23 protein-coding genes and 1 pseudogene are annotated in these 23,289 nt (G+C 72.3%); 18 read left to right on the top strand and 6 right to left on the bottom strand.

Annotated elements, in window-relative coordinates; genetic code table 11:
• The 3 genes and pseudogenes from ABZ719_RS29760 to ABZ719_RS29750 all read right to left on the bottom strand — a co-directional run.
• Nucleotides 1-224, bottom strand: a pseudogene (locus tag ABZ719_RS29760) (ATP-dependent helicase); the annotation flags it as partial.
• 238 nt (nt 225-462) lie between these two features.
• Nucleotides 463-666: a cold-shock protein gene (locus tag ABZ719_RS29755; protein ID WP_252428784.1), complete on the bottom strand. Its 204-nt coding sequence runs from the start codon at nt 664-666 to the stop codon at nt 463-465.
• Between the two features lie 476 nt (nt 667-1,142).
• Complete coding sequence (locus ABZ719_RS29750; RefSeq protein ID WP_199811667.1) at nt 1,143-1,793, bottom strand: hypothetical protein; 651 nt, start codon at nt 1,791-1,793, stop codon at nt 1,143-1,145.
• 662 nt (nt 1,794-2,455) lie between these two features.
• Here ABZ719_RS29750 and hemL point away from each other — a divergent pair.
• The 8 genes from hemL to ABZ719_RS29710 all read left to right on the top strand — a co-directional run bounded on the left by hemL (nt 2,456) and on the right by ABZ719_RS29710 (nt 10,945).
• Nucleotides 2,456-3,772 (top strand): glutamate-1-semialdehyde 2,1-aminomutase, encoded by a 1,317-nt coding sequence (hemL, locus tag ABZ719_RS29745; protein ID WP_366728250.1) that lies wholly within the window; start codon nt 2,456-2,458, stop codon nt 3,770-3,772.
• Complete coding sequence (locus ABZ719_RS29740; protein ID WP_366728249.1) at nt 3,769-4,488, top strand: histidine phosphatase family protein; 720 nt, start codon at nt 3,769-3,771, stop codon at nt 4,486-4,488. Before hemL ends, ABZ719_RS29740 begins: the two co-directional genes overlap by 4 nt.
• Nucleotides 4,489-4,693: 205 nt before the next feature.
• Nucleotides 4,694-6,043 carry a hypothetical protein gene (locus tag ABZ719_RS29735; protein ID WP_366728248.1) on the top strand — a complete coding sequence of 450 codons (1,350 nt, stop codon included), beginning with the start codon at nt 4,694-4,696 and terminating at the stop codon, nt 6,041-6,043.
• A 66-nt stretch (nt 6,044-6,109) separates the two neighbouring features.
• Nucleotides 6,110-6,775 (top strand): TlpA disulfide reductase family protein, encoded by a 666-nt coding sequence (locus ABZ719_RS29730; protein WP_366728247.1) that lies wholly within the window; start codon nt 6,110-6,112, stop codon nt 6,773-6,775.
• 6 nt (nt 6,776-6,781) lie between these two features.
• Nucleotides 6,782-7,543 carry a cytochrome c biogenesis protein CcdA gene (locus ABZ719_RS29725; protein ID WP_366728246.1) on the top strand — a complete coding sequence of 254 codons (762 nt, stop codon included), beginning with the start codon at nt 6,782-6,784 and terminating at the stop codon, nt 7,541-7,543.
• Between the two features lie 3 nt (nt 7,544-7,546).
• Complete coding sequence (locus ABZ719_RS29720; RefSeq protein ID WP_366728245.1) at nt 7,547-9,400, top strand: cytochrome c biogenesis protein ResB; 1,854 nt, start codon at nt 7,547-7,549, stop codon at nt 9,398-9,400.
• Complete coding sequence (ccsB, locus tag ABZ719_RS29715) at nt 9,397-10,497, top strand: c-type cytochrome biogenesis protein CcsB (protein ID WP_366728244.1); 1,101 nt, start codon at nt 9,397-9,399, stop codon at nt 10,495-10,497. The genes ABZ719_RS29720 and ccsB overlap by 4 nt, the downstream gene beginning before the upstream one ends.
• Nucleotides 10,498-10,522: 25 nt before the next feature.
• Nucleotides 10,523-10,945: an SRPBCC domain-containing protein gene (locus tag ABZ719_RS29710; RefSeq protein WP_366728243.1), complete on the top strand. Its 423-nt coding sequence runs from the start codon at nt 10,523-10,525 to the stop codon at nt 10,943-10,945.
• Nucleotides 10,946-10,960: 15 nt separating this feature from the next.
• Here ABZ719_RS29710 and ABZ719_RS29705 read toward each other — a convergent pair whose 3' ends face one another.
• Nucleotides 10,961-11,410 (bottom strand): nucleoside deaminase, encoded by a 450-nt coding sequence (locus ABZ719_RS29705; protein ID WP_366728242.1) that lies wholly within the window; start codon nt 11,408-11,410, stop codon nt 10,961-10,963.
• 219 nt (nt 11,411-11,629) lie between these two features.
• Between ABZ719_RS29705 and ABZ719_RS29700 the strand changes: the two genes are divergently transcribed.
• From ABZ719_RS29700 to ABZ719_RS29660, 9 genes are all read left to right on the top strand, one after another.
• Nucleotides 11,630-13,081, top strand: a complete 1,452-nt coding sequence (locus ABZ719_RS29700; RefSeq protein WP_366728241.1) for a menaquinone biosynthesis decarboxylase — start codon at nt 11,630-11,632, stop codon at nt 13,079-13,081.
• Entirely contained in the window at nt 13,078-13,980 is a 903-nt protein-coding gene (gene mqnP, locus ABZ719_RS29695) for a menaquinone biosynthesis prenyltransferase MqnP (RefSeq protein WP_366728240.1), read from the top strand. Before ABZ719_RS29700 ends, mqnP begins: the two co-directional genes overlap by 4 nt.
• Before the next feature lie 82 nt (nt 13,981-14,062).
• Nucleotides 14,063-14,770 (top strand): UbiX family flavin prenyltransferase, encoded by a 708-nt coding sequence (locus ABZ719_RS29690; protein WP_366728239.1) that lies wholly within the window; start codon nt 14,063-14,065, stop codon nt 14,768-14,770.
• A gap of 88 nt (nt 14,771-14,858) precedes the next feature.
• Nucleotides 14,859-15,314, top strand: coding sequence for an Lrp/AsnC family transcriptional regulator (locus tag ABZ719_RS29685; RefSeq protein WP_037861223.1), 456 nt, complete (start codon nt 14,859-14,861; stop codon nt 15,312-15,314).
• Between the two features lie 49 nt (nt 15,315-15,363).
• Nucleotides 15,364-16,527: an aminofutalosine synthase MqnE gene (mqnE, locus tag ABZ719_RS29680; RefSeq protein WP_366728238.1), complete on the top strand. Its 1,164-nt coding sequence runs from the start codon at nt 15,364-15,366 to the stop codon at nt 16,525-16,527.
• A 94-nt stretch (nt 16,528-16,621) separates the two neighbouring features.
• Entirely contained in the window at nt 16,622-17,290 is a 669-nt protein-coding gene (locus ABZ719_RS29675) for a UdgX family uracil-DNA binding protein (protein ID WP_366728237.1), read from the top strand.
• Nucleotides 17,291-17,306: 16 nt separating this feature from the next.
• The gene (locus ABZ719_RS29670; protein WP_366728236.1) at nt 17,307-17,831 is read left to right on the top strand and encodes a GNAT family N-acetyltransferase; all 525 of its coding nucleotides are present in this window, start codon (nt 17,307-17,309) and stop codon (nt 17,829-17,831) included.
• Nucleotides 17,832-17,937: 106 nt separating this feature from the next.
• Complete coding sequence (locus ABZ719_RS29665) at nt 17,938-18,291, top strand: DUF4229 domain-containing protein (RefSeq protein ID WP_366728235.1); 354 nt, start codon at nt 17,938-17,940, stop codon at nt 18,289-18,291.
• Between the two features lie 107 nt (nt 18,292-18,398).
• A complete protein-coding gene (locus ABZ719_RS29660; protein ID WP_366728234.1) occupies nt 18,399-19,067 on the top strand; it encodes a TetR/AcrR family transcriptional regulator in 669 nt (222 codons plus the stop codon).
• Nucleotides 19,068-19,204: 137 nt separating this feature from the next.
• Here the strand turns inward: ABZ719_RS29660 and ABZ719_RS29655 are convergent, their stop codons facing one another.
• Nucleotides 19,205-20,329, bottom strand: a complete 1,125-nt coding sequence (locus ABZ719_RS29655) for a MaoC/PaaZ C-terminal domain-containing protein (RefSeq protein ID WP_366728255.1) — start codon at nt 20,327-20,329, stop codon at nt 19,205-19,207.
• 2 nt (nt 20,330-20,331) lie between these two features.
• On the bottom strand, nt 20,332-21,648 hold the full coding sequence (locus ABZ719_RS29650; protein ID WP_366728233.1) for a 3-oxoacyl-ACP reductase: 1,317 nt from the start codon (nt 21,646-21,648) through the stop codon (nt 20,332-20,334).
• 85 nt (nt 21,649-21,733) lie between these two features.
• Here ABZ719_RS29650 and ABZ719_RS29645 point away from each other — a divergent pair, with 85 nt between their 5' ends.
• A complete protein-coding gene (locus ABZ719_RS29645; RefSeq protein WP_366728232.1) occupies nt 21,734-23,026 on the top strand; it encodes an acetyl-CoA C-acetyltransferase in 1,293 nt (430 codons plus the stop codon).
• Nucleotides 23,027-23,289 lie beyond the last annotated feature (263 nt).

Here is a 23,289-nt window from a genome sequence, read left to right as displayed (position 1 = left end):
CCGAGGGTGGCCAGCAGCGGTGCGGGCAGCGCGAGGTCGGCGAACGACTCCACGGCCGGCAACGCGGGCGTCACCGTCTCCGGCAACGCGAACTCACCCTGCGGAGCCCGTCCGCCCTGCCGGTCTCCGGAGCCCCTGGCGCGGCGGGGGCCACCGAACCGGCGGTTGCCGCCGGCGCCTCCTGCGGAACGGTCATGAGTGCGAGATGTACGGGCACGCTGCATGCGGCACCTTCCTTGACGTACGGGCGCGTATCAAGGAATTCCCGCTGCAGCCGAGCGGCGCAGAGAATTTCGAGACGAGCCTGATCCGATGTGGCCGAGTGCGGCCGGCGGGGGGATGCATCACGGGCCGGTGATGGGGTGGAGCTTTCCCGCCCTGCTCCCCCTGAAATACAGCGAGCTGGGGCCCGCACCCCACAGGTGCGGGCCCCAGCTGCGAAAGTACGCGTCAGCGTCGCTGTCAGGCGGGAACGATGTTCTCCGCCGTCGGGCCCTTCTGGCCCTGAGCGATGTCGAAGGTCACCTTCTGACCCTCCAGCAGCTCGCGGAAGCCCTGGGTGGCGATGTTCGAGTAGTGGGCGAAGACGTCGGGGCCGCCGCCGTCCTGCTCGATGAAGCCGAAGCCCTTTTCCGCGTTGAACCACTTCACGGTGCCGGTAGCCATGTCATTTCTCCTTCGGAGGCGGTGTCGGGAATTTACCCTGTGTAAATTCCGTGTCGCCGTGATGATTACCCCGATAGGAAATGAACCTTCTGGCAACCACACTTGCAACTGAGATCGACAGTAGCACGGTGCGATCGGCCCTGCACGGGCCAGCAATTACACCTCCGCTGAGGTGCGGGGAATAATCGCCGCGCGCCGCACTTGTTTCACGCGCTGCGCGCGCATATTTCTCACGTTGCGGGCACAGATATTGCTCTCCCGGGGCGCCGCGTTTTCTGCCGCGCCCCGCACACCCGACGCGCTGACCTCCTGCGACGGACGACGCGCCGCCGCTCCCGCCGCCGCGAGACGCCCCGGCGCCGAGCGCGCCGGAACCCCCTCGCCGCGACGAAGGTCACATTCCCCCGGACAGGGGGCACCCACGTGTCGGAGGAAGCAGGCCCGGGCGCATCAGCGCCCGCGGGCGCGGCCTCGGCTCACGGCCACACCAGGCAGTACGGCTGATGCCCCGCCTCGTGCAGCCGGTGCGAGAAGTCCTGCCACTCGTGCAGCAGCTGGTACACGTTGAACGCGTCCCGCGGGCCGCCGCGGTCGGGGACCGTGGACCAGATGAAGGCGGCGGCGCCGACCGCTTCCTCGCCGATGTCGCGGAGGGGGTCGACGACGGTCATGGGGAGTTTGACGACGGCGTAGTCGGGGTGGAGGACGACGAGTTCGAGGGGCGGCACCCGGTGCAGGGGGACGCCCTCGATGCCGGTGAGGACCATGGCAGCCATGGTCTCCGGCTTGATCTTGGTGAACATGCCGTTCATGCCGAGTTCGTCGCCGCCGAGTTCCTCGGGGCGCATCGAGATCGGGACGCGGGCCGCCGTCGCACCGTCCGGTGCGCCGAAGTACTTGTACGTCACCCCCACCCGGCCACCATTCCCGCTCCCCGCCCGGAGGCGATCGGCCCGGCGTCCCGTCCGGTCGTCGATCCGCCGGTCGGACCGCTCGGGATCACCGGGCGCACCCTGTGCATGACGTGCTTCGGCGGTTTCCTCCGCGTCGCGCCGGTGCCTTCCCCGCCGGGCACGCCGAGGACCCAGGTCGTCAGTCCCCTCGCCCAGTCCGCCACCGCGATGCATATCTCCACCCGACTGCTTTTCTAGGACGCGTGGCCCCCGCCGCGCAACCCGATCATCGTGTCAGTGACCTCCCCCACGGCCGCACGCCGAAACGTACGTCGAAACATCTCGCCGCGGGATCTTCGTGGCCGTCCGCACGCCCCTGCCACGACTTTTCCTCCTGCCTCCCGGCGCCTTCCGCTCCTGCCCCGCGCGTCCGTTCCCCCGCTCCTCACCTCTCCCGCCCCCTCCGTCCTCGCTTCCGGGCACGAGGAGTTCAGTTTCTCAGATGGGCCGGGCAGAAGCCGCTTCTTCGGCCACCGGGCCGCGCCCCCGTCCGGGACCACCGCCCCACCGGCCCAACAAGGGCCCCGCAGCCCCACCGGCCCGACAGGGCCTGACCGCACCTCCCGGCCCGGAAGCCCCACGGCCTCCCCGCCCCGCCTGCTTCCCCGTCCCCCGGTCCGCCGTCGTCCCCCGCCGCACCTCCGCAGGACCCGCCGTCCCCCTGCCTGCCCGCCCGCACGCAGGACCCACCGGCCCCCGCCCGCTCCCCTCCCGGCTTCCCGGGCCCCCTGGCCTACCCTGAACAGGTCACCGCCCCCGCCGGATTCCCCGAAGCCGCCGGGAAGCCCGGGCGCACAGTCCCCGAGAGAACCGAGAAGCCGGAGAAGTCGCAGGTCATGAGCGAACTGCCATACCCATACGAAGCCCCCGCCTCGCAGGCGCTGTTCGACCGTGCGGCGGCCGTCACGCCCGGCGGTGTGAACTCCCCGGTGCGTGCCTTCCGCGCCGTGGGCGGTACGCCCCGGTTCATGGTCTCCGGCAGCGGGCCGTACCTGAAGGACGCCGACGGGCGGGAGTACGTCGACCTCGTCTGCTCCTGGGGGCCGATGATCCTCGGGCACGGCCGCCCCGAGGTGATCGCCGCCGTGCAGGAGGCGGTCGCGCGCGGTACGTCCTTCGGCACGCCCGGTGAGGGCGAGGTCGCGCTCGCCGAGGAGATGACCGGGCGGGTCGCGCCGCTGGAGCAGGTGCGGCTCGTGTCCAGCGGGACCGAGGCCACCATGTCCGCGATCCGGCTCGCCCGCGGGTTCACGCAGCGCACGAAGGTCGTCAAGTTCGCCGGGTGCTACCACGGGCACGTCGACTCGCTGCTGGCCGCCGCCGGGTCGGGCGTCGCCACGTTCGCGCTGCCGGACACCCCGGGTGTCACCGGCGCCCAGGCCGGCGACACGATCGTGCTGCCGTACAACGACCTCGGCGCGGTGCGCGCCGCCTTCGCCGCGCACCCGGGCGAGATCGCCTGCGTGATCACCGAGGCCTCGCCGGGCAACATGGGCGTCGTGCCGCCGCTGCCCTCCTTCAACCAGGGGCTGAAGGACCTGTGCCGGGAGAACGGCGCGCTGTACATCTCCGACGAGGTCATGACCGGGTTCCGCACCAGCCGCGCCGGGTGGTACGGCGTCGACGGCGTCGAGCCCGACCTGATGACCTTCGGGAAGGTGATGGGCGGCGGGTTCCCGGCCGCGGCCTTCGGCGGGCGCGCCGACGTCATGGCGCACCTCGCGCCGGCCGGACCCGTCTACCAGGCCGGCACCCTGTCGGGGAACCCGGTCGCCACCGCCGCCGGCCTCGCCCAGCTGCGCCTGCTGGACGACGCGGCCTACGCCAAGGTGAACGCGGTCTCGCAGCAGATCCAGGCGATGGTCTCCGAGGCGCTCACCAAGGAGGGCGTGGCGCACACGCTGCAGAACGCCTCCAACATGTTCTCGGTGTTCTTCACCGACCGTCCGGTGCGCAACTACGACGACGCCCGCGCGCAGGAGTCGTACCGCTACACCGCCTTCTTCCACGCGATGCTGGCGAACGGCGTCTACCTGCCGCCGTCCTCGTTCGAGTCGTGGTTCGTGTCCACCGCCCACGACGAGCGGGCGCTCCAGCGGATCTCCGACGCGCTGCCGGCGGCGGCCCGGGCGGCGGCGGAGGCGACGGCATGAGCGACACCACCGGCACCGGCGTGACCACCGGGAAGAACGGCGGCGACGACGTCACCGTCGTCCACCTCATGCGGCACGGGGAGGTGGAGAACCCGACGGGTGTGCTCTACGGGCGGCTGCCCGGCTACCACCTGTCCGGGCTGGGACGGCAGATGGCCGAGCGGGTCGCCGAGCACCTCGCCCCGCGCGACGTGACGTACGTCGTCGCCTCGCCGCTGGAGCGGGCGCAGGAGACGGCGACGCCGATCGCCAAGGCGCACGGGCTCGACCTCGCCACCGACGAGCGGCTGATCGAAGCGGAGAACGTCTTCCAGGGCAAGACGTTCGGCGTCGGCGACGGCGCGCTGCGCCGCCCGGCGAACTGGAAGCACGTGGTCAACCCGTTCCGGCCGTCGTGGGGCGAGCCGTACGTCGACCAGGTGGTGCGCATGATGGGCGCGCTGAACGCGGCGAAGGACCGGGCGCGCGGGCACGAAGCGGTGCTCGTCAGCCACCAGTTGCCGATCTGGATCGTGCGGTCGTACGTGGAGCGGCGGCGGCTGTGGCACGATCCGCGCAAGCGGCAGTGCACACTGGCCTCGCTGACCACGTTCACCTACCAGGGCGACCGGATCGTCTCCGTCGGCTACAGCGAGCCGGCCCGGGACCTGGTGCCCGCCCATCTGCTGGCCGGCGCCAAGCCGGTGAAGGGGCAGGGGAAGGCGTTCGGGGCGTAGCCCCGGCAGGCCCGCGCGGACGCGGCCCCGGCGACCCCCCTCCCTTTAGAGCACGCAGGGTAAGGGTGTCGTAAGCCTTCGGTCACATACGCACAGTTTCGTTACGTTTGTTGTGAAATTCATATTGGTTCGCGGAACCCTGGCGTTCGTCACGTCCTCTGAATGAGTGACCAGCATTCAGAGGACGTGACGGATCGGGGATCTCATGCGCACCTTCTCCCGGAGGGGAATACTCGGCCTTGGCGCGGGCACCGCTGCTGCCGTAGGACTCGCGGGCTGCGGCGGCTCCAAGTCTTCGGACGGCTCGGGCGACGCCGGTGGTTCCGGTTCGGGTACGGGGTCGCACGGAAAGGGCCAGGGCACCGGGCAGCCCGCGCGCCCCATCGGCGACGGTTCGACGTCGTTCACCGGCAAGCAGCCGCGCCAGCCCGCCAAGCCGGCCCCGCTGGAGCCGGGGCAGACCCCGCCGCAGTTCGTCATCTTCTCCTGGGACGGCGCCGGCGAGGTCGGCAACGGGCTCTTCCCCCGCTTCCTCGACCTGGCCAAGCAGCACGAAGCGAGCATGACCTTCTTCCTCTCCGGGCTCTATCTGCTCCCCGAGGCGAAGAAGCGCATGTACGAGCCGCCCAACAACGCGCGCGGCGCCTCCGACATCGGCTACCTCACCGACGAGCACATCAAGGCCACGCTCACCAACGTGCGCCGTGCCTGGCTCGAGGGCCACGAGATCGGCACCCACTTCAACGGCCACTTCTGCTCCGGTCACGGCACCGTGGCGAACTGGACGCCGGGGCAGTGGCGCAGCGAGATCGACCAGGCCAAGGCCTTCGTGAAGCAGTGGCGGACCAACACCGGCTGGAGCGACCTGCCCGCCCTGCCCTTCGACTACGACAAGGAACTGGTCGGCGGCCGCACGCCCTGCCTGCTCGGCCAGAACAACCTGCTGCCCACGGCCAAGAGCCTGGGCTGGCGCTACGACGCCTCCTCGCCGGGCGGCCGTCAGGTGTGGCCGCAGAAGAAGCTCGGCATCTGGGACCTGCCGCTGCAGCAGATCCCGTTCCCGGGCCACTCCTTCGAGGTCCTCTCGATGGACTACAACATGCTCGCCAACCAGTCGGTGAACTCCACCAAGGCCCCGCCCGCCAACTACCCGCACTGGCGCAAGCAGTCCGCCCAGTCCTACATCCAGGGCTTCCAGCGGGCGTACGAGACGAACCGGGCGCCGTTGTTCATCGGCAACCACTTCGAGCAGTGGAACGGCGGTATCTACATGGACTCCGTCGAAGAGGCGTTCAAGCACATCGTGGCCGAGCGGGACAAGGGCGCCGACGTGCGCCTGGTCTCCTTCCGGCAGTTCGTGGACTGGATGGACGTGCAGAAGCCGGAGGTGCTCGCCAAGCTGCGCACCCTGGAGGTCGGGCGGCAGCCGGCCGGCGGCTGGAAGGAGTTCCTGAAGGACACCGGGACCGCCGGGACCGGCGGAACCACCGGCTCCGCGGGGACCGCGGGCAGCACCGGCACGCAGCGCGGGACGGGCTCCTCGAACGGCGCCTGATATGCGGTTTTCCGCCCGGCAGGGGGGCGCGCAAGATCCCCGGAACAGGCATGCGAAACTTTTCACATGAGTGCCGCCAGCCGCGCCCCCCAGTGCTCGAACCGGGCGAACCGTACGTCCCGCCCGCACCGCACGCGCACCACCCGCGCCCGCAGCCGCGCCACCCTGCTGGCCGCCGGGACCGCCGCGCTCGCCCTCGCCCTGGCCGCCTGCGGCTCCGGCGGCACCTCCGGCGGCTCGGGCAGGAGCAACTTCATCACCGGCTCCGACGGCATCGCGACCGTGAAGAAGGGCGACCGCAAGCCCGCGCCCGACCTCTCCGGCACGACCATCGACGGCAAGCCGCTCGACGTCGCCTCCTACAAGGGCAAGGTCGTCGTCCTCAACGTCTGGGGCTCCTGGTGCTCGCCGTGCCGCGCCGAGGCGCCCAACCTGGTCAAGGTCGCCAAGGACACCGCCGCCGCGGGCGTGCAGTTCGTCGGCATCAACACCCGCGACACCAGCACCCAGCCGGCCCAGAAGTTCGAGACGAGCTACGGGGTGCCGTACCCGAGCCTGTACGACCCCACCGGCAAGCTGATGCTCCGCTTCAAGAAGGGCACCCTCAACCCGCAGGCCATCCCGAGCACGCTCGTCATCGACCGGGACGGCAACATCGCGGCGCGCGCCCTGCAGGCGCTCAGCGAGGAGAAGCTGCGCAAGATGCTCGACCCGGTCGTCGCGGAGAAGTGAGCCGCCGTGCTACTGGCCGCAGCCACTGATCCCAACCAGACGGTGTTCAGCGGAGCCCTGCTGCTCGCGCTGCCGGTCGCCGTGCTCGGCGGCCTCGTCTCCTTCTTCTCCCCGTGCGTCCTGCCGCTCGTGCCCGGCTACCTGTCGTACGTGACCGGCGTCACCGGCACCGACCTGGCCGAGGCGCGGCGCGGGCGGATGGCCGTCGGCGCCTCGCTCTTCGTGCTCGGCTTCACGGTCGTGTTCGTCTCCGGCGGCGCGCTGTTCGGCTTCTTCGGGCAGACCCTCCAGGACTACAAGGGGACCCTGTCGAAGGTGCTGGGCGTGCTCATGATCCTCATGGGCGTCTTCTTCATGGGGCTGATGCCCTGGCTGACCCAGCGTGAGTTCCGCTTCCACCGGCGGCCGGCCGCGGGCCTGGTGGGCGCGCCCGTCCTCGGCGCCCTGTTCGGCGTCGGCTGGACCCCGTGCATCGGCCCGACCCTCGCCTCCGTGGTGGCGCTGTCCTCCAACGAGGCCAGCGCCGGGCGCGGCGCCCTGCTGACCGTCGCCTACTGCGCCGGGCTCGGCATACCGTTCGTGCTCACCGCCATCGCCTTCCGCAAGGCCCTCGGCGCGTTCGGCTGGGTCAAGCGCCACTACGTCTGGGTGCTGCGCCTCGGCGGAACGATGATGATCGTGACCGGCGTGCTGCTGCTCACCGGCGCCTGGGACCGGCTGGTGCAGGAGATGCAGACCTGGTCGACCGGCTTCACTGTGGGGATCTGATCCATGAGCAAGACGACACCCGGCACGAGCACGGACGCGAAGTCGGCCGCGCCGCCCTCCGGTGAGGACGCCCGCACCGCGCCGCCCTCCGACACCGACGACCGGACCGCTCGGCGCGCCGCCGAGGACGACCTGGGCGCGGCCGGGGCGCAGCTGTCCACGGCGCCCGCCGAGACGGCCGTCCCCGGCTCCTTCGGCGGCAGCCGCGCCCCCGGCCTGGCCGGCCGGCTCGCCTGGACCGGCCGGGAGGTCCTCGGCTGGGTCCGCTGGTTCTGGCGGCAGCTGACCTCCATGCGGGTCGCGCTGCTGCTGCTGTTCCTGCTCTCCCTGGGCGCCATCCCCGGCTCGCTGATCCCGCAGAACGGCAGCGACGCGACGAAGGTCGAGACCTTCCGGCAGACCCACACCACGCTCGCGCCCCTCTACGACAAGCTGGGCCTGTTCCACGTCTACAGCTCGGTGTGGTTCTCCGCCATCTACATCCTGCTGTTCGTCTCCCTCATCGGCTGCATCATCCCGCGCACCTGGCAGTTCACCGGCCAGCTGCGCAGCCGCCCGCCGGGCGCGCCCAAGCGGCTGACCCGGCTGCCCGCGTACGCCACCTGGCGCACGGCGGCCGTGCCCGAGGAGGTCCGCGAGGCCGCGCTCAGGACGCTTCGGCAGCACCGCTTCCGCGCCCACCTGGCCGGGGACGCGGTCGCCGCCGAGAAGGGCTACCTGCGCGAGGCCGGGAACCTGCTCTTCCACATCGCGCTGATCGTGATGCTGATCGCCTTCGGCTGGGGCCAGTTGTACAAGACCGAGGGCAACAAGCTGGTCGTCGAGGGCGACGGCTTCGCCAACACCCTCACCCAGTACGACGACTTCAAGTCCGGGAACCTCTTCGACGACGACAACCTGGTCCCGTTCAGCTTCACCCTGAAGAAGTTCACCGGCACCTACGAGACCACCGGCCCCAACAAGGGCACGCCGCGCACCTACGAGGCGGCCGTCGACTACAGCGTCGGCCCCGACGGCACGGAGCGGCACAAGGTCATCAAGGTCAACGAGCCGCTGGAGATCGACGACGCCAAGGTCTACCTGGTCGCCCACGGCTACGCCCCGACCGTCACCGTGCGCGACGGCAAGGGCGACGTGGTCTACCACCAGGCCGTGCCGCTGCTGCCGCTGGACTCCAACGTCACCTCGCAGGGCGCGATCAAGGTGATGGACGGCTACCGCGACGCGCAGGGCAAGAAGGAGCAGCTCGGCTTCGCGGCGGTCCTGGTGCCGACCTTCGCCGGGGCGGGCAAGGGCACGATGTTCTCCCAGTTCCCCGCGCTTGACTTCCCCGTCCTGTCGGTGGGCGCCTACCACGGCGACCTGGGCGTGGACGCGGGCACCCCGCAGAACGTCTACCAGCTGGACACGAAGAACCCGAACCTGAAGCCGTTCAAGGACGCCCAGGGCAACATCCTGAAGAAGATGCTGCTGCCCGGGGAGAGCCTGACCCTGCCGAACGGAGCCGGCTCCATCACGTTCGACAAGGACATCAAGCAGTGGGCGAGCTTCCAGATCGTCCAGCAGCCCGGCACCGGCTGGGCGCTGACCGGTGCCGTCGCCGCGATCTTCGGACTGGCCGGTTCGCTGTTCATCCAGCGCCGCCGGGTCTGGGTGCGCGCGGTACGGGGCGCCGACGGGACGACGGTCGTCGAGGTGGCCGGTCTGGGCCGCAGCGAGTCGGCGAAGCTCCCCGAGGAGATCGGCGCGCTGGCCGCCCAGGTCCACGACAAGGCACCCACCCAAGCCGACACCGACTCCGACCCGGAGCCGGGCGCCGTCACCCCCGTACCCGCCGAAGGGGCTGAGAAGAAGTGACTCCCGCCGCCACCGAGCTGGCCACCGCCACCAACGAACATCTCGCACACATCAGCAACGCGCTGATCTACTCCTCGATGGCCGTCTACACGCTGGCCTTCTTCGCCTACATCGCGGAGTGGCTCTTCGGCAGCCGCAGCAAGGTGGCCCGCACGGCCGCCGCGCTGACCGCGAAGGAGGAGACGGTCCGCGCCGCGGCCCCGGCCGTGGCGGTGAAGTCCGCCGGCGGCACCGCCGTCCTGGAGCGGCCCGCGGTCGTCGTGCGCTCCGCCTCCGGCTCGCGCGACGTGCCCGACGGGCCCGGCGCGCACGGCGGTGACGAGCAGGGCGACCTGTACGGCAGGATCGCCGTCTCGCTCACCGTGCTCGCCTTCCTGGTGGAGCTGGGCGGCGTCGTCGCCCGCGCGGCCTCCGTCCAGCGGGCGCCGTGGGGCAACATGTACGAGTTCAACATCACCTTCTCCACGGTCGCGGTCGGCGTGTACCTCGCGCTGCTCGCCCTGAAGAAGAACGTCCGCTGGATGGGTCTCTTCCTGACCACCACGGTCCTGCTCGACCTGGGCCTCGCGGTCACCGTCCTGTACACCGCGAGCGACCAGCTGGTCCCGGCGCTGCACTCGTACTGGCTGTACATCCACGTCTCCACCGCGATCCTGTGCGGCGCGATCTTCTACGTCGGCGCGGTCGGCACCCTGCTGTACCTCTTCAAGGACTCCTACGAGAACAAGCTCGTGAACGGTGGCAAGCCCGGCACCTTCGCGAAGTCCGTGCTGGAGCGCCTGCCCTCCGCCGCCTCGCTGGACAAGTTCGCCTACCGGATCAACGCGGCCGTCTTCCCGCTGTGGACGTTCACGATCATCGCGGGCGCCATCTGGGCCGAGTCGGCCTGGGGCCGCTACTGGGGCTGGGACCCCAAGGAGACCTGGGCCTTCATCACCTGGGTCGCCTACGCCTGCTACCTGCACGCCCGCTCCACCGCCGGCTGGAAGGGCCGCAAGGCGGCGTACATCGCGCTGATCGCGTTCGCCTGCTTCCTGTTCAACTACTACGGCGTCAACATCTTCGTCAGCGGCAAGCACTCCTACGCGGGCGTCTGAGGGGCCGCTCGGGGACACTGGTGGCATGACCGGTTCCATCGAACAGGGCAGCAGCCAGACCCACGGCAACACGCACATCCTCGGCTTCCTGGTCCGGCTTCCCCGGCCCATGGGGGCGGTCTGGCCGGCGCTGTCCACCCCGGAGGGGCTCGCGCTCTGGTTCACCGCGGCCGACGAGCTGGAACCCCGGCTCGGCGGCGCGGTCAGCCTGCGCGGCCTCGGCAGCGGACACGTCACCGCCTGGGACGTCGACCGGGTCGCCGAGTACACCGTCGACGGCGGCGGCCGCATCCGCTTCCACCTGGAACGGGACGGGGAGGACGGCTCCGTGCTCCGCCTCACCCACGAGTTCCAGGGCGAGGGGGAGTCGGAGCGGGCCTGGCGGAACAGGTTCGAACGCCTCATCGAAACGCTGGGCGCGGGGGAGCAGGCGGCCGGCCCCGGGTGACGGCCCCCGGGCCCACTACTCGCCGATGTCCTCCCGCCACAGCGCCGGGCGTTCGCGCACGAAGCCGCTCATCAGACGCACGCACTCCGCGTCGTCGAGCAGCACGATCTCCACACCGTGCTCCGCCAGCCAGTCGTGGCCGCCGTGGAAGGTGGCCGCCTCCCCGACGACGACCCGGGAGATCCCGAACTGGCGGACCAGGCCGGAGCAGTACCAGCACGGCGAGAGCGTCGTCACCATCGTCGTCCCGCGGTAGGACCGCTGCCGCCCCGCCGCGCGGAACGCGGCCGTCTCCGCGTGCAGCGACGGGTCGCCGTCCTGCACCCGACGGTTGCGGCCCCGGCCCAGCAGCGTCCCGTCGGCCGCGTAGAGCGCCGCGCCGATCGGGACGCCGCCCTCGGCGAGCCCCGTGCGCGCCTCCGCGAGGGCGGTGGCGAGCCATGTGCGTGCCTGTGCCGGGTCCATACGCCCACTGTGCGGGCACCGGGGCCGTGCGGCAACGCCCCGCGCGGGCTCTCAGGGGGCCGGCGAGCGGCAGATGCGCTCCGGCAGCAGGCGGGCCGCCTCGGCCAGGACGACGTCCTCCACGCCGGACAGCCGGCGCCGCACCCCGCACGACTCCGCGCCGCGCTCCCGCCCGGGGCGGTCGCGGGGTCCGCGGCCCTCTCGGCGATACTGGACCCCATGGCTTACGACGATCTTCGCTCCCTGCTCAGGGCGCTGGAGCGCGAGGGCGACCTCAAGCGCATCAAGGCCGAGGTCGACCCGTACCTGGAGGTCGGTGAGATCGTCGACCGGGTGCAGAAGTCCGGCGGCCCCGCACTGCTCTTCGAGAACGTGAAGGGCTCGGCGATGCCGCTCGCCATGAACGTCTTCGGCACCGACCGCCGGCTGCTCAAGGCGCTCGGCCTGAAGTCGTACGCCGAGATCGGCGAGCGCATCGGCGGGCTGCTGCGGCCCGAGCTGCCGCACGGGTTCGTGGGCGTGCGCGAGGCGTTCGGCAAGCTCGGCGCGATGGCGCACGTACCGCCGCGCAAGGTCAAGGAGGCCCCGGTCCAGGAGGTCGTGCTGCGCGGCGACGACGTCGACCTCGACGCGCTGCCCGCCCTGTTCACCTGGCCGAAGGACGGCGGCTCCTTCTTCAACCTGGGGCTCACCCACACCAAGGACCCGGAGACGGGCGTCCGCAACCTGGGCCTGTACCGCCTGCAGCGCCACGACCGGCGCACCATCGGCATGCACTGGCAGATCCACAAGGACAGCCGCAACCACTACCAGGTGGCGGCCCGGCGGGGCGAGCGGCTGCCGGTGGCGATCGCCTTCGGCTGCCCGCCCGCCGTCACGTACGCCTCCACCGCGCCGCTGCCCGGCGACATCGACGAGTACCTGTTCGCCGGGTTCCTCGCGGGCAGGCGGATCGAGATGGTGGACTGCAAGACCGTCCCGCTCCAGGTCCCGGCGCAGGCCGAGGTCGTCCTGGAGGGCTGGCTGGAGCCCGGGAAGATGCTGCCCGAGGGCCCCTTCGGCGACCACACCGGCTTCTACACCCCGCAGGAGCCCTTCCCGGCGCTCACCATCGACTGCGTGACCATGCGCAGGCGTCCGCTGCTGCAGTCGATCGTCGTCGGACGGCCGCCGACGGAGGACGGCCCGCTCGGCCGCGCCACGGAGCGCTTCTTCCTGCCGCTGCTGAAGATCATCGTCCCGGACATCGTGGACTACCACCTGCCGGAGGCGGGCGGCTTCCACAACTGCGCGATCGTCTCCATCGACAAGAAGTACCCCAAGCACGCCCAGAAGGTGATGCACGCCGTGTGGGGAGCGCACATGATGTCGCTGACCAAGCTGATCGTGGTCGTCGACGCCGACTGCGACGTGCACGACCTGCACGAGGTCGCCTGGCGGGCCCTCGGCAACACGGACTACGCTCGTGATCTTACGGTCGTCGACGGCCCGGTCGACCACCTCGACCACGCCTCCTACCAGCAGTTCTGGGGCGGCAAGGCGGGCATCGACGCCACCAGGAAACTGCCGGAGGAGGGCTACACCCGCGACGGCGGCTGGCCGGAGATGGTGGTCTCCGACCCGGAGACGGCGGCGAGGGTGGACCGCCGCTGGAAGGAGTACGGGCTGTGAGTACCGCGTCCGCGGCGATCCCCGGGCCGGGTCGTACCAAGGCGTTCCTGCGCCTGGTGATGATCGAGCACTCGGTCTTCGCGCTGCCCTTCGCCTACATCGCCTCGCTCACCGCGATGTACGAGTGGGACGAGAACATCCACTGGGGGCGGCTGCTCCTGGTGACCGTCTGCATGGTGGGGCTGCGGACCTTCGCCATGGCGGTGAACCGGATCATCGACCGGGAGATCGACGCCCGCAACCCCCGTACCGCCCACCGCGAGCTGGTCACCGGCGCGATGTCCGTGCGGCACGCCTGGACCGGCGCCCTGATCGCCGTCGTCGTCTTCCTGGGCGCGGCCGCCCTGCTCAACCCGCTCTGCCTGGCCCTCGCCCCCATCGCGGTGATCCCGATGGTGGTCTACCCCTACGGCAAGCGGTTCACGAACTTCCCCCAGGCCATCCTGGGCCTGGCCCAGGCGATGGGCCCGATCGGCGGCTGGCTCGCCATCAGCGGCGAGTGGTCCTGGAAGGCGGTGATCCTGGGTCTGGCCGTGGGCATCTGGATCGGCGGCTTCGACCTGATCTACGCCTGCCAGGACGTCGAGACCGACCGGAAGATCGGCGTCAGGTCGGTCCCGGCCCGCTTCGGCATCCCGGCCGCGATCTGGGGCGCCCGCGCCTGCCACACGGTCACCACCGCCCTGTTCGTCTGGTTCGCCCTGGCCACCGGCGCCGGAGTCTTCTTCTGGCTGGGCCTGGTCGTCGTCGCCGGCGCCTTCGTCTACGAGCACACCATCGTCCGCCCGCACGACCTGTCCCGGCTGAACCGGGCGTTCTTCTCGACGAACGGTTTCATCGGCATCAGCCTCTTCGTCTGCGCGCTGCTCGACCTCCTGGTCCGCGGCCTGCGGCCGTGAACCCGTTCCGGCGGCGCCCGTGACACCGGCCTGTCGTCCGGCCGCCTCACGTCCCGGCCGGGCGGCCGGATAGGCTCGATATGTGAACGCAGGGAAAACGCGGCGCGAGCCTTGGATCGTGGGGGTTTCCGGCGCGTCCGGTACGCCGTACGCGGCTGCTGTGCTGCGCGGACTGCTCGATGCCGGGCAGAGCGTCGACCTGGTGGTCAGCCGGGCCTCGCGGCTCACCCTGCTCGACGAGACCGGCATCTCCTTCAGGGACGCCCACTGGCGCGACGACCTGCGGGAATGGCTCTGCATGGGCGCCGACGGCAAACCCGGCACGTTCGAGGCCGACACCTCGGACGTACGGCACTGGAGCGCCGGTGACCTGGCGGCCGGGCCGTCCTCGGGCTCGTACCCGGCCAAGGGCATGCTGATCGTGCCCGCCTCGACGGCGTGTGTGGCGGGCGTCGCGCTCGGGCTGTCCAAGGACCTGCTGCAGCGGGCGGCGAGCGTGACCCTCAAGGAGCGCAGGCCGCTGGTGGTGGCCGTTCGGGAGACCCCGCTGAACGGTCCGACGCTGCGGCAGCTGGTCGCACTGGACGACGCGGGCGCCACCGTGCTGCCCGCCTCGCCCGCCTTCTACGCCGGCGCGACGCACATCCAGCACCTGGTGGACTTCGTCGCCGGCCGCGTCCTCGACGCGGTGGGCGTGCCCCACCGGCTCTACCACCGCTGGGAGGGCGCACTGGGCGGCGGATCCCGCCCGGCCGGGGCGTCCGGCGGCACCGGCGCACCACAGGGGTGACCGGCGGAACCCGTCACCCGTACCCGTACGGGTGACGGCACCACTCGACAACTTCAGGAACTTCTTTCCAGCGGAAGGCTTCGATCGCATGGACGCGGTGGACAGGCAGCTCATCCAGGCCCTGAGAGAGAACGGCCGGGCCTCCTACGCCGAGCTGGGGCGCCTCGTCGGCCTGTCGGGACCGAGTGTCACCGACCGCATCAACCGGCTGGAGGCCGCCGGGGTCATCACCGGCTACCGGGCCACCGTGGACTCCGCCTCGCTCGGTCTCGGCGTGACCGCCCTCATCGGCATCTCGCTCTCCGACGCCGCCGACCACGAGGATGTCGCGCAGCGCCTGAAGGACCTGCCCGAGATCGAGGACTGCTGGTTCATCGCGGGTGACGACTCCTTCATGCTCAAGGTGCGCGCCACGGACGTCGACGGACTGGAGAGGATCATCCGGCGGCTGTCGGGCACCAAGGGCGTCTCCCGGACCCGGACCACGATCGTGCTGTCCACGAAGTGGGAGAACCGGGTGGGTGAGCTGCCCGAAGAGGTGTGAGGGTCCAGGCGTACGGTTTACGGAGTCTGTCGGAGAAAGAGGTAGGGGTATGGACGCCGGGCTCAAGCGCGAGCTGGAGGAGAAGGTGAGGGCGGGTGTCCGTCTGACCCGCGAGGACGGCATCGCGCTGTACGAGTCGGACGACCTGGCCTGGCTGGGCGGTCTCGCGCACGAGGTGCGGACGCGGAAGAACGGCGACGCCGTCCACTTCAACGTCAACCGCCACCTCAACATGACGAACGTGTGCACCGCGTCGTGCGCGTACTGCTCCTTCCAGCGCAAGCCGGGGGAGAAGGACGCGTACACGATGCGCATCGAGGAGGCCGTGAAGCTGGCCAAGGCGATGGAGGGGGAGAACCTCACCGAGCTGCACATCGTCAACGGCCTGCACCCGAACCTGCCCTGGCGCTACTACCCGCGCTCGCTCAGGGAGCTGAAGGCCGCCCTCCCGGACGTGTCGCTGAAGGCGTTCACCGCCACCGAGATCCACCACTTCGAGACGATCTCCGGGCTGAGCGCCTCCGAGATCCTCGACGAGCTGATCGACGCCGGTCTGGAGTCGCTGACCGGCGGCGGCGCGGAGATCTTCGACTGGGAGGTCCGGCAGCACATCGTGGACCACCGCACCCACTGGGAGGACTGGTCCCGCATCCACCGCCTGGCGCACGAGAAGGGCCTGAAGACCCCGTGCACCATGCTCTACGGGCACATCGAGGAGCCGCGCCACCGCGTGGACCACGTGCTCAGGCTGCGGGAACTGCAGGACGAGACCGGCGGTTTCCAGGTCTTCATCCCGCTGCGCTACCAGCACGACTTCGTCGACGTGAAGGACGGCAAGGTCCGCAACCGCCTCCAGGCCCGGACCACCATGGCGACCGGCGCGGAGGCGCTGCGGACCTTCGCCGTCTCGCGGCTGCTGTTCGACAACGTCCCGCACGTGAAGGTGTTCTGGGTGATGCACGGTGTGCGGACCGCCCAGCTCGCGCTCCAGCACGGTGCGGACGACATGGACGGCTCGGTCGTCGAGTACAAGATCACGCACGACGCGGACGACTTCGGCACGCCGGCCAAGCTGACCCGCGACGACCTGCTGGAGCTGATCCGCGACGCGGGCTTCCGCCCGGTCGAGCGCAACACGCGCTACGAGATCATCCGCGAGTACGACGGCCCGGACGCCGGCCGCCGCGAGTCGCCGCAGCCCATGCGGGTCTGAGCACCCGCGGGCCGGACCGGTCCGGCCCCCGCCGTGAGGCCGGGTCCGGGCCAGCCCCCCGTGAGGCCGCGGGCCGGACGGGTACCCGTCCGGCATGGCCACCACCAAGGCGAAGGCGTCCGGGGCGGCGCCGGAGGACGCCTACACCGCCGAGCCGTTCGTCCCCGCCGGCGCCGATCTCGGGGCGCTGCGCCGCGCGGCCGCCCACTGCCGCGGCTGCCCCCTGCACCGGGACGCCACGCAGACCGTGTTCGGCGAGGGCGCCGCCCGGGCCCGGGTGATGCTCGTCGGCGAGCAGCCCGGCGACCAGGAGGACCGGCAGGGCAGGCCGTTCGTGGGTCCGGCAGGCAAGCTCCTCGACCGGGCGCTGGCCGACGCCGGCATCGACCCGGGCGAGGCCTACGTGACCAACGCGGTCAAACACTTCAAGTTCACCCGGTCCGAGCCCCGCAAGCGCCGCATCCACAAGGCGCCCACCCTGCGGGAGATGACGGCGTGCGGCCCCTGGCTGGCGGCCGAACTGGCCCTCGTCGAACCCGAGCTGATCGTCGTCCTGGGGGCGACCGCGGGCAAGGCCCTGCTCGGCTCGTCGTTCCGGGTGACCGAGGTGCGCGGGACGGTGCTGGAGCGGGAGATCCACGGGCGCCCGGAGCGGCTGGTGCCGACGGTGCACCCGTCGTCCGTGCTGCGCGCCGACGACCGCGAGGCCGCGTACCGGGGGCTGGTGTCCGACCTGAAAGTGGCTGCGGGCGTCCTGGCGTAATGGCTACCATGCCTCCATGCCTCTTACTTTCACGCTGGACCCGTCCGTCGACCGTGCCCTGCGCGACGGCATCCTCGACCTGTGGGCCGACGTGACGGACGCGGGCGGGGCGGTCGGTTTCGTGGCGCCCGCCTCGCGCGAGGCGATACGCCCGGAGCTGGTGAAGCAGTTCGTGGCGATGGCCGAGGGACGCTCCCGGCTGCTGGCCGGCCACGACGAGGAGGGCAGGGTCGCCGCCACGGCCTTCCTCACCCTCAACCGGGACGCCCTGTCGGCCCACTGGCTGTGGCTGTACACGGTGATGGTGCACCCGCGCCACCAGGGCAAGGGGTACGGGCGCGACCTGCTCGCGGCGGCGGCGGACGCGGCCCGCGGCCTCGGCGGCATCGAGGCGATCCGGCTCAGCTGCCGCGGCGGACAGGGCCTGGAGCGGTTCTACGCCTCCTGCGGGTACAAGGAGGTCGGCCGGATCCCCGGCGCGACCCGGGTGGGCCCCGGCGACGACCGGGACGAAGTGATCATGCTGATGCCGCTGACCTGACCTGAGCCTTCGTGCGCCCGCGCGACCCGCGTGCGGCGGGGGGCCCCGTCCGTGCTTCACTGGACGGTGCCCTTTGGCCTTGTTCGGAACGGAAGAGTGGTTTGAGATGCTCCGCTACACGCTGATGCGCCTCGGGATCTTCGTGGGCTGCCTCGTGGTCGTCTGGGGTCTCGTCTACGCCGGAATCGTGCCGAGCGGCCGCAACGGCTCCAACAGCCTGTGGATCCCTCTCCTCGCCCTGGTGATCTCCGCCCCGATCAGCTTCGTCGTCCTGCGCAAGGAGCGCGACCGGGCGTCCGTCCAGGTCGCCGCGCGCGTGGACCGCATGAAGGCGAACATGCAGGCCGCCGGTCTGGCGGAGGAACTGGCCGGGGAAGAGGCGCGCACCGGTTCCAAGGCCTCGGCCAAGGCCTCGCCCTCCCCGTCCCCCTCCCCCTCGGCCTCCTCGTCCTCTTCCTGACGCCGACGGGATCCGGTTCCTGACGGCGGGCGGGATCCGGGCACGGCGCCGGGCGTCGCCGCGCCGGGTGCCCGGCGGCCCGCGCCGCGAACCGTAGGCTTGCGCCCATGGGTGCCGTGAAGACCAAGCGGATGCCGCGGGCGGTTCGCGAACAGCAGATGCTCGACGCCGCCGTGCAGATCTTCGGCCGACGCGGCTACCGGGCCGCCTCCATGGACGAGATCGCCGAACTGGCGGGTGTCTCCAAGCCGTTGGTCTACCTCTACCTGAACTCCAAGGACGACCTCTTCAGCGCCTGCATCCGCCGCGAGGGCGCCGCGCTGACCGCGGCCGTCCGGGCCGGGGCCCGCACGGACCTGCCCGCCGACCGGCAGCTGTGGGAAGGGCTGCGGGCCTTCTTCACGCACACCGCGCGCTGTCCGGACGGCTGGTCGGTCCTGCATCTCCAGGCCCGTACCCACGGCGAGCCGTTCGCGGCCGAGACCGCCGCCCTGCGCACCGAGATCGTCACCTTCGTACGGCAGTTGATCACCGCGGCGGCCCGGGACGCCCGCCGCGCGGGGGACGCCCGCTGCGCCCACGACCTGTCCGAGCAGGAGGCCGCCGGGCTCGCCGAGGCCCTGGTGGGCGCCGCCGAGTCCCTCGCCGCCTGGGCCAACGCCACCCCGGGCGTCACCGCCCGCCAGGCCGCCCTCACGCTGATGAACGTCGCCTGGGCGGGCCTGGGCAACCTCATGGAGGGCCGCCCCTGGAACCCGCCCGCGCCCGGGGACTGACCGGCACCGGGTCCCAGCGACCGCACCGGGTCCCAGCGGCCGCACGGGGTCTCGGCGAGCGGCGCCGGGTTCCGTGACGGGTACCGGGTCTCAGGGACCGGCGCCGCCTCGCGGGCGCGGGCTCTCGGCAACGGCTCTCAGGGGCGCAGCGGCTCCACCTCGCCCACGAGATGGAGCCGCGCCGTCGCGTCCGCCGAGCGCAGCTCGAAGCGCCCGCGTCCGTCGGCGGCGTAGGTGAGCGCGCCCGGCAGCGGCACGGGAGCCCGGAAGGCGGCCCGCACCCGGGCGGCGTCGGGGGTGCCGTGGGCGGCGAGGCAGCGGGCCACGGTCCACATGCCGTGGGCGATGGCCCGGGGGAAGCCGAACAGGCGGGCGGTGAGCGGGTGCAGGTGGATCGGGTTGCGGTCGCCGGAGGCGGCGCCGTAGCGCCGGCCCAGGTCGCCCGCGAGCCGCCACTGCCCGACGGCGGGCAGCGGCGCGCGCCCGTCCCGGAGGGGGTCCGCGCGCCCGTCCCGGAGGGGGTCCGCGCGCCCGTCCCGGAGGGCGGCCGGGCGACTGTCCCCGGCAAGATCCCCGCGCCCGTCCCGGGCGGGATCCGGCCGTCCGTCACCGGCTGCACGCCTGTGGCCGTCCCGGGCGGGATCCGGCCGCCCGTCCCCGACGAGATCCGCGCGCCCGCCCCCGGGATCCCCGTGCCCGTCCCCGGTGGGATCGCCGTACCCGTTCCCCGTGGGACCGGAGCCGCCGGTGGCCGGGGTGTGCGGGCGGTGGCGGGCCAGATAGGTGCTCGCCGACTCCCACACGAGGTCACCGCCCGCGCGCAGCTCGGTGACGACGGTCGCCTGCGTGCCGCGCCGGTGCGCCGCCAGCCCGTCGACGCGCACCGCGAGGTCGTACGCCCCCGCCGCGGGCAGCGCGGTGTGCCGGGTGACGGTGATCGACGTGTGGACGAGGCCGAGCAGCGGCAGCGGGAAGCCGCCGCCGCTCATCAGGCGCATGGCGAGCGGGAAGCCCAGCACGTGCGGATAGGTGACGGGCAGCGTGTCCTCGCCGGTCGCGAAGCCGCACACCCGCTCGTAGGCGGCCAGCCGCGCGAGGTCGGGGCGGACGGACGGCAGCACGAGGCGGGCGCGGGGGAAGGGCGCGTCGGGGCGGGGGCGCCTGAAGGGGGAGCGCAGGGCGCCGCGCGCGAGGAGCGGGGCGAGGGCGGGGGGCCGGGTGAGGACGACGGCGGGGCGGTCGCCCGGGTCGGCGGCGGTCATGGTCACGCCCCCAGCAGGCTCTGGCCGCACACGCGGACGACCTGGCCGTTGACCGCGCCGGAATCCGGGTGGGCGAGCCAGGCCGTCGTCTCGGCGACGTCCACGGGGAGCCCGCCCTGCGCGAGGGAGTTCATCCGGCGGCCCGCCTCCCGGATGAACAGCGGGACGGCGGCGGTCATCCTGGTCTCGATGAACCCGGGCGCCACGGCGTTCACCGTCACCCGGTGCCCGGCGAGCGCGCGGGGCGCGAGGGCGCGGACCAGTCCGGCGACACCCGCCTTGCTCGCGCCGTAGTTGGTCTGGCCCGCGTTCCCCGCCAGGCCCGCGATGGAGGCGGTGGCCACGATCCGGCCGCCCGGGCGCAGGGCACCGGCCGCGAGCAGCGCGTCGGTGGTGCGCAGCACGCTCGCCAGGTTGACGTCCAGAACCTGGCTCCAGCGTTCGGCGGGCATGTTCACCAGCCGGCGGTCACGGGTGATGCCCGCGTTGTGGACCAGCACGTCCAGGCCGTCCGGCAGTGCGGCGGCGATCCGCTCGCCCGCGTCGGCGGCGGTGATGTCCAGGGCCAGGGCGGTGCCGCCCAGGCGTGCGGCGACCGCGCGGGCGTCCGCCTCGGCCGCCGGGACGTCCAGGACGACGACGTGGGCGCCGTCCCGGGCGAGGATCCCGGCGACCGCCTCGCCGATGCCGCGCGCGCCGCCGGTGACGAGGGCGGTGCGGCCGGCCAGCGGACGGCCGGGGTCCGCCGCGTCCGGGGAGGCGGACGGGTCCGGCGCCGGGGAGCCGACGTGGATCACCTGCCCGCTGACGTAGGCCGACTTCGGGGAGAGCAGGAAGCGGAGGGTGGATCCGGCGGCGTCCGCGTCGGTGAGCCGGACGAGGTTGACGGTCCTGCCCCGGCCGATCTCCTTGCCGAGCGAGCGGGTGAAGCCCTCCAGGGCCTGCTGGGCGGCGGTCTGGTGGTGGTCGTCCGCGTCGAGGGGCGCGCCCAGCAGCACCACGCGTCCGCTCGCCGCGACCGACCGCAGGACGGGGTGCAGTGCCGCGTGCACCGCGGCGAGGGTGGCGACGTCCCGGACCCCGGTGGCGTCCAGGACCACGGCCGCGGGGTCCCGTTCGCCCAGCGGCAGTCCGGTGCGGGCCAGGACCGGGGCGGCGTCCAGGCGGCTCTCACCCGCCGTCAGGTGCAGCAGGGGGCCGTCGAGCAGTGGCCGCTGTGGTGACCAGCGGCGCAGGGCCGCCGGCTGCGGGAGCCCCAGGCGACGGGTCAGGAAGCGGCCGGGTGCGGTGCGGGTGAAGCTCAGATAGCGGTCGGCCATGTGCGTCTCCCACGGGTCGCCAGTGCTTACTGTGGAGTAAGGTTACCGGGGGTAAGCCTATGTCACGGGTGAGGAGCAGGTCGAGATGAGTCCCCTACAGCCCGAACCGCAGGCGGTCCGCAAGGTGGCGGTGCTCGGCGGCGCCCGCATCCCCTTCGCCCGCTCCGACGGCCCGTACGCCACCGCCTCCGTCCAGGAGATGCTCACCGCCGCCCTCGACGCCCTGGTCGAGCGCCACGGCCTCCAGGAACCGGGCGCCGTGGGCGAGTTCGTCGCCGGTGCCGTCCTCAAGCACAGCCGTGACTTCAACCTCGCCCGCGAGACCGTCCTCGGCTCCCGGCTGGACGCGCGCACCCCGGCCTACGACATCCAGCAGGCCTGCGGCACCGGCCTGCAGGCGGTGATCGCCGCCGCCAACAAGATCGCCCTCGGCCAGACCGGGTCCGCTGTCGCGGGGGGCGCGGACACCACGAGCGACGCCCCGCTGGGCGTCAACGACGAACTGCGCCGCATCCTGCTCGCCGCCCGGCGCGCCAAGTCCGCCGGAGCCCGGCTGAAGGCCCTCGCGCGCGTGCGGCCCCGGCACCTCGTCCCCGACATCCCGCGCAACGCCGAACCCCGCACCGGCCTGTCCATGGGCGAGCACGCCGCCGTGACCGCCCGCGCCTGGGGCATCACCCGCCAGGCGCAGGACGAACTGGCCGCCACCAGCCACCGGCGGCTCGCCGCCGCCTACGACCGCGGCTTCTTCCAGGACCTGGTGGTCCCCTTCCGCGGCCTGGAGCGCGACCAGAACCTCCGGCCCGGCTCCACGGTGGAGAAACTCGCCGCGCTCGAGCCGGTGTTCGGCCTGGACGGCCCCGGCCCGACCATGACCGCGGGGAACTCGACACCGCTGACGGACGGCGCGGCGACCGTGCTGCTCGCGTCCGAGGAGTGGGCGCGCGCCCGCGGCCTGGCACCGCTGGCCTACCTGACGGCGTACGAGACGGCGGCCGTCGACTTCGTGCGCGGCGATGTCGCCGACGGCGAGGACGGCCTGCTCATGGCCCCCGCGTACGCCGTCCCGCGGATGCTGGAGCGGGCCGGGCTCGGCATCGAGGACTTCGACCTGATCGAGATCCACGAGGCGTTCGCCTCCCAGGTGCTGGCGACCCTGGCGGCCTGGGAGAAGAGGGGCCTGGCGCCGGTCGACCGCGCCCGCCTGAACGTGGCCGGATCCTCCCTCGCCACCGGGCACCCCTTCGCCGCGACCGGCGCCCGTATCGTGGCGACGCTGGCCCGGCTGCTCGCCGAGCGCGAGGGCCCGGCCCGCGGGCTGATCTCCGTCTGCGCGGCCGGCGGCCAGGGCGTGACGGCGATCCTGGAACGCGCCTGAACACCTGAGAGCCCGAAACACCGGACCACCTGAAACGCCCGAACGTCCGAACACCGGACACGGGAACACCTGGAACACCGGGGACGCCCACACGCCTGAGCCCGGTACCCCGCGGTGCCGGGACCGGCGCCGCATCCCCGGATCCCGAGCCCGACGTGCTCGCGCACACATGTGAAGCGCGGCCGGGAAAGGCGCCAGGTGGCGCCAGGTGCACAACCCCGTCCCCGGACCATCGCCCGACCCGCCGGTAACCCGCACGGACT

The organism is Streptomyces sp. NPDC006743 (assembly GCF_040703815.1).
Taxonomy (GTDB): Bacteria; Actinomycetota; Actinomycetes; order Streptomycetales; family Streptomycetaceae; genus Streptomyces.
Note: the sequence above shows the minus strand (reverse complement) of the source record. Positions and strands in the feature narration are given on the sequence as shown.

Bases quoted from the DNA above. Each gene is read 5' to 3' on its own strand.
- ABZ719_RS29670 (WP_366728236.1), top strand. From the start codon at position 17,307: ATGCCTCTTACTTTCACGCTGGACCCGTCCGTCGACCGTGCCCTGCGC.
- ABZ719_RS29735 (WP_366728248.1), top strand. From the start codon at position 4,694: ATGCGCACCTTCTCCCGGAGGGGAATACTCGGCCTTGGCGCGGGCACC.
- ABZ719_RS29665 (WP_366728235.1), top strand. From the start codon at position 17,938: ATGCTCCGCTACACGCTGATGCGCCTCGGGATCTTCGTGGGCTGCCTC.
- ABZ719_RS29755 (WP_252428784.1), bottom strand. From the start codon at position 666: ATGGCTACCGGCACCGTGAAGTGGTTCAACGCGGAAAAGGGCTTCGGC.
- ABZ719_RS29730 (WP_366728247.1), top strand. From the start codon at position 6,110: ATGAGTGCCGCCAGCCGCGCCCCCCAGTGCTCGAACCGGGCGAACCGT.
- ABZ719_RS29740 (WP_366728249.1), top strand. From the start codon at position 3,769: ATGAGCGACACCACCGGCACCGGCGTGACCACCGGGAAGAACGGCGGC.
- ABZ719_RS29650 (WP_366728233.1), bottom strand. From the start codon at position 21,648: ATGGCCGACCGCTATCTGAGCTTCACCCGCACCGCACCCGGCCGCTTC.
- ABZ719_RS29675 (WP_366728237.1), top strand. From the start codon at position 16,622: ATGGCCACCACCAAGGCGAAGGCGTCCGGGGCGGCGCCGGAGGACGCC.
- ABZ719_RS29720 (WP_366728245.1), top strand. From the start codon at position 7,547: ATGAGCAAGACGACACCCGGCACGAGCACGGACGCGAAGTCGGCCGCG.
- ABZ719_RS29750 (WP_199811667.1), bottom strand. From the start codon at position 1,793: ATGCATCGCGGTGGCGGACTGGGCGAGGGGACTGACGACCTGGGTCCT.
- ABZ719_RS29655 (WP_366728255.1), bottom strand. From the start codon at position 20,329: ATGACCGCCGCCGACCCGGGCGACCGCCCCGCCGTCGTCCTCACCCGG.
- ABZ719_RS29710 (WP_366728243.1), top strand. From the start codon at position 10,523: ATGACCGGTTCCATCGAACAGGGCAGCAGCCAGACCCACGGCAACACG.
- hemL (WP_366728250.1), top strand. From the start codon at position 2,456: ATGAGCGAACTGCCATACCCATACGAAGCCCCCGCCTCGCAGGCGCTG.
- mqnE (WP_366728238.1), top strand. From the start codon at position 15,364: ATGGACGCCGGGCTCAAGCGCGAGCTGGAGGAGAAGGTGAGGGCGGGT.
- ABZ719_RS29705 (WP_366728242.1), bottom strand. From the start codon at position 11,410: ATGGACCCGGCACAGGCACGCACATGGCTCGCCACCGCCCTCGCGGAG.
- ABZ719_RS29685 (WP_037861223.1), top strand. From the start codon at position 14,859: ATGGACGCGGTGGACAGGCAGCTCATCCAGGCCCTGAGAGAGAACGGC.
- ABZ719_RS29660 (WP_366728234.1), top strand. From the start codon at position 18,399: ATGGGTGCCGTGAAGACCAAGCGGATGCCGCGGGCGGTTCGCGAACAG.
- ABZ719_RS29645 (WP_366728232.1), top strand. From the start codon at position 21,734: ATGAGTCCCCTACAGCCCGAACCGCAGGCGGTCCGCAAGGTGGCGGTG.
- ABZ719_RS29700 (WP_366728241.1), top strand. From the start codon at position 11,630: ATGGCTTACGACGATCTTCGCTCCCTGCTCAGGGCGCTGGAGCGCGAG.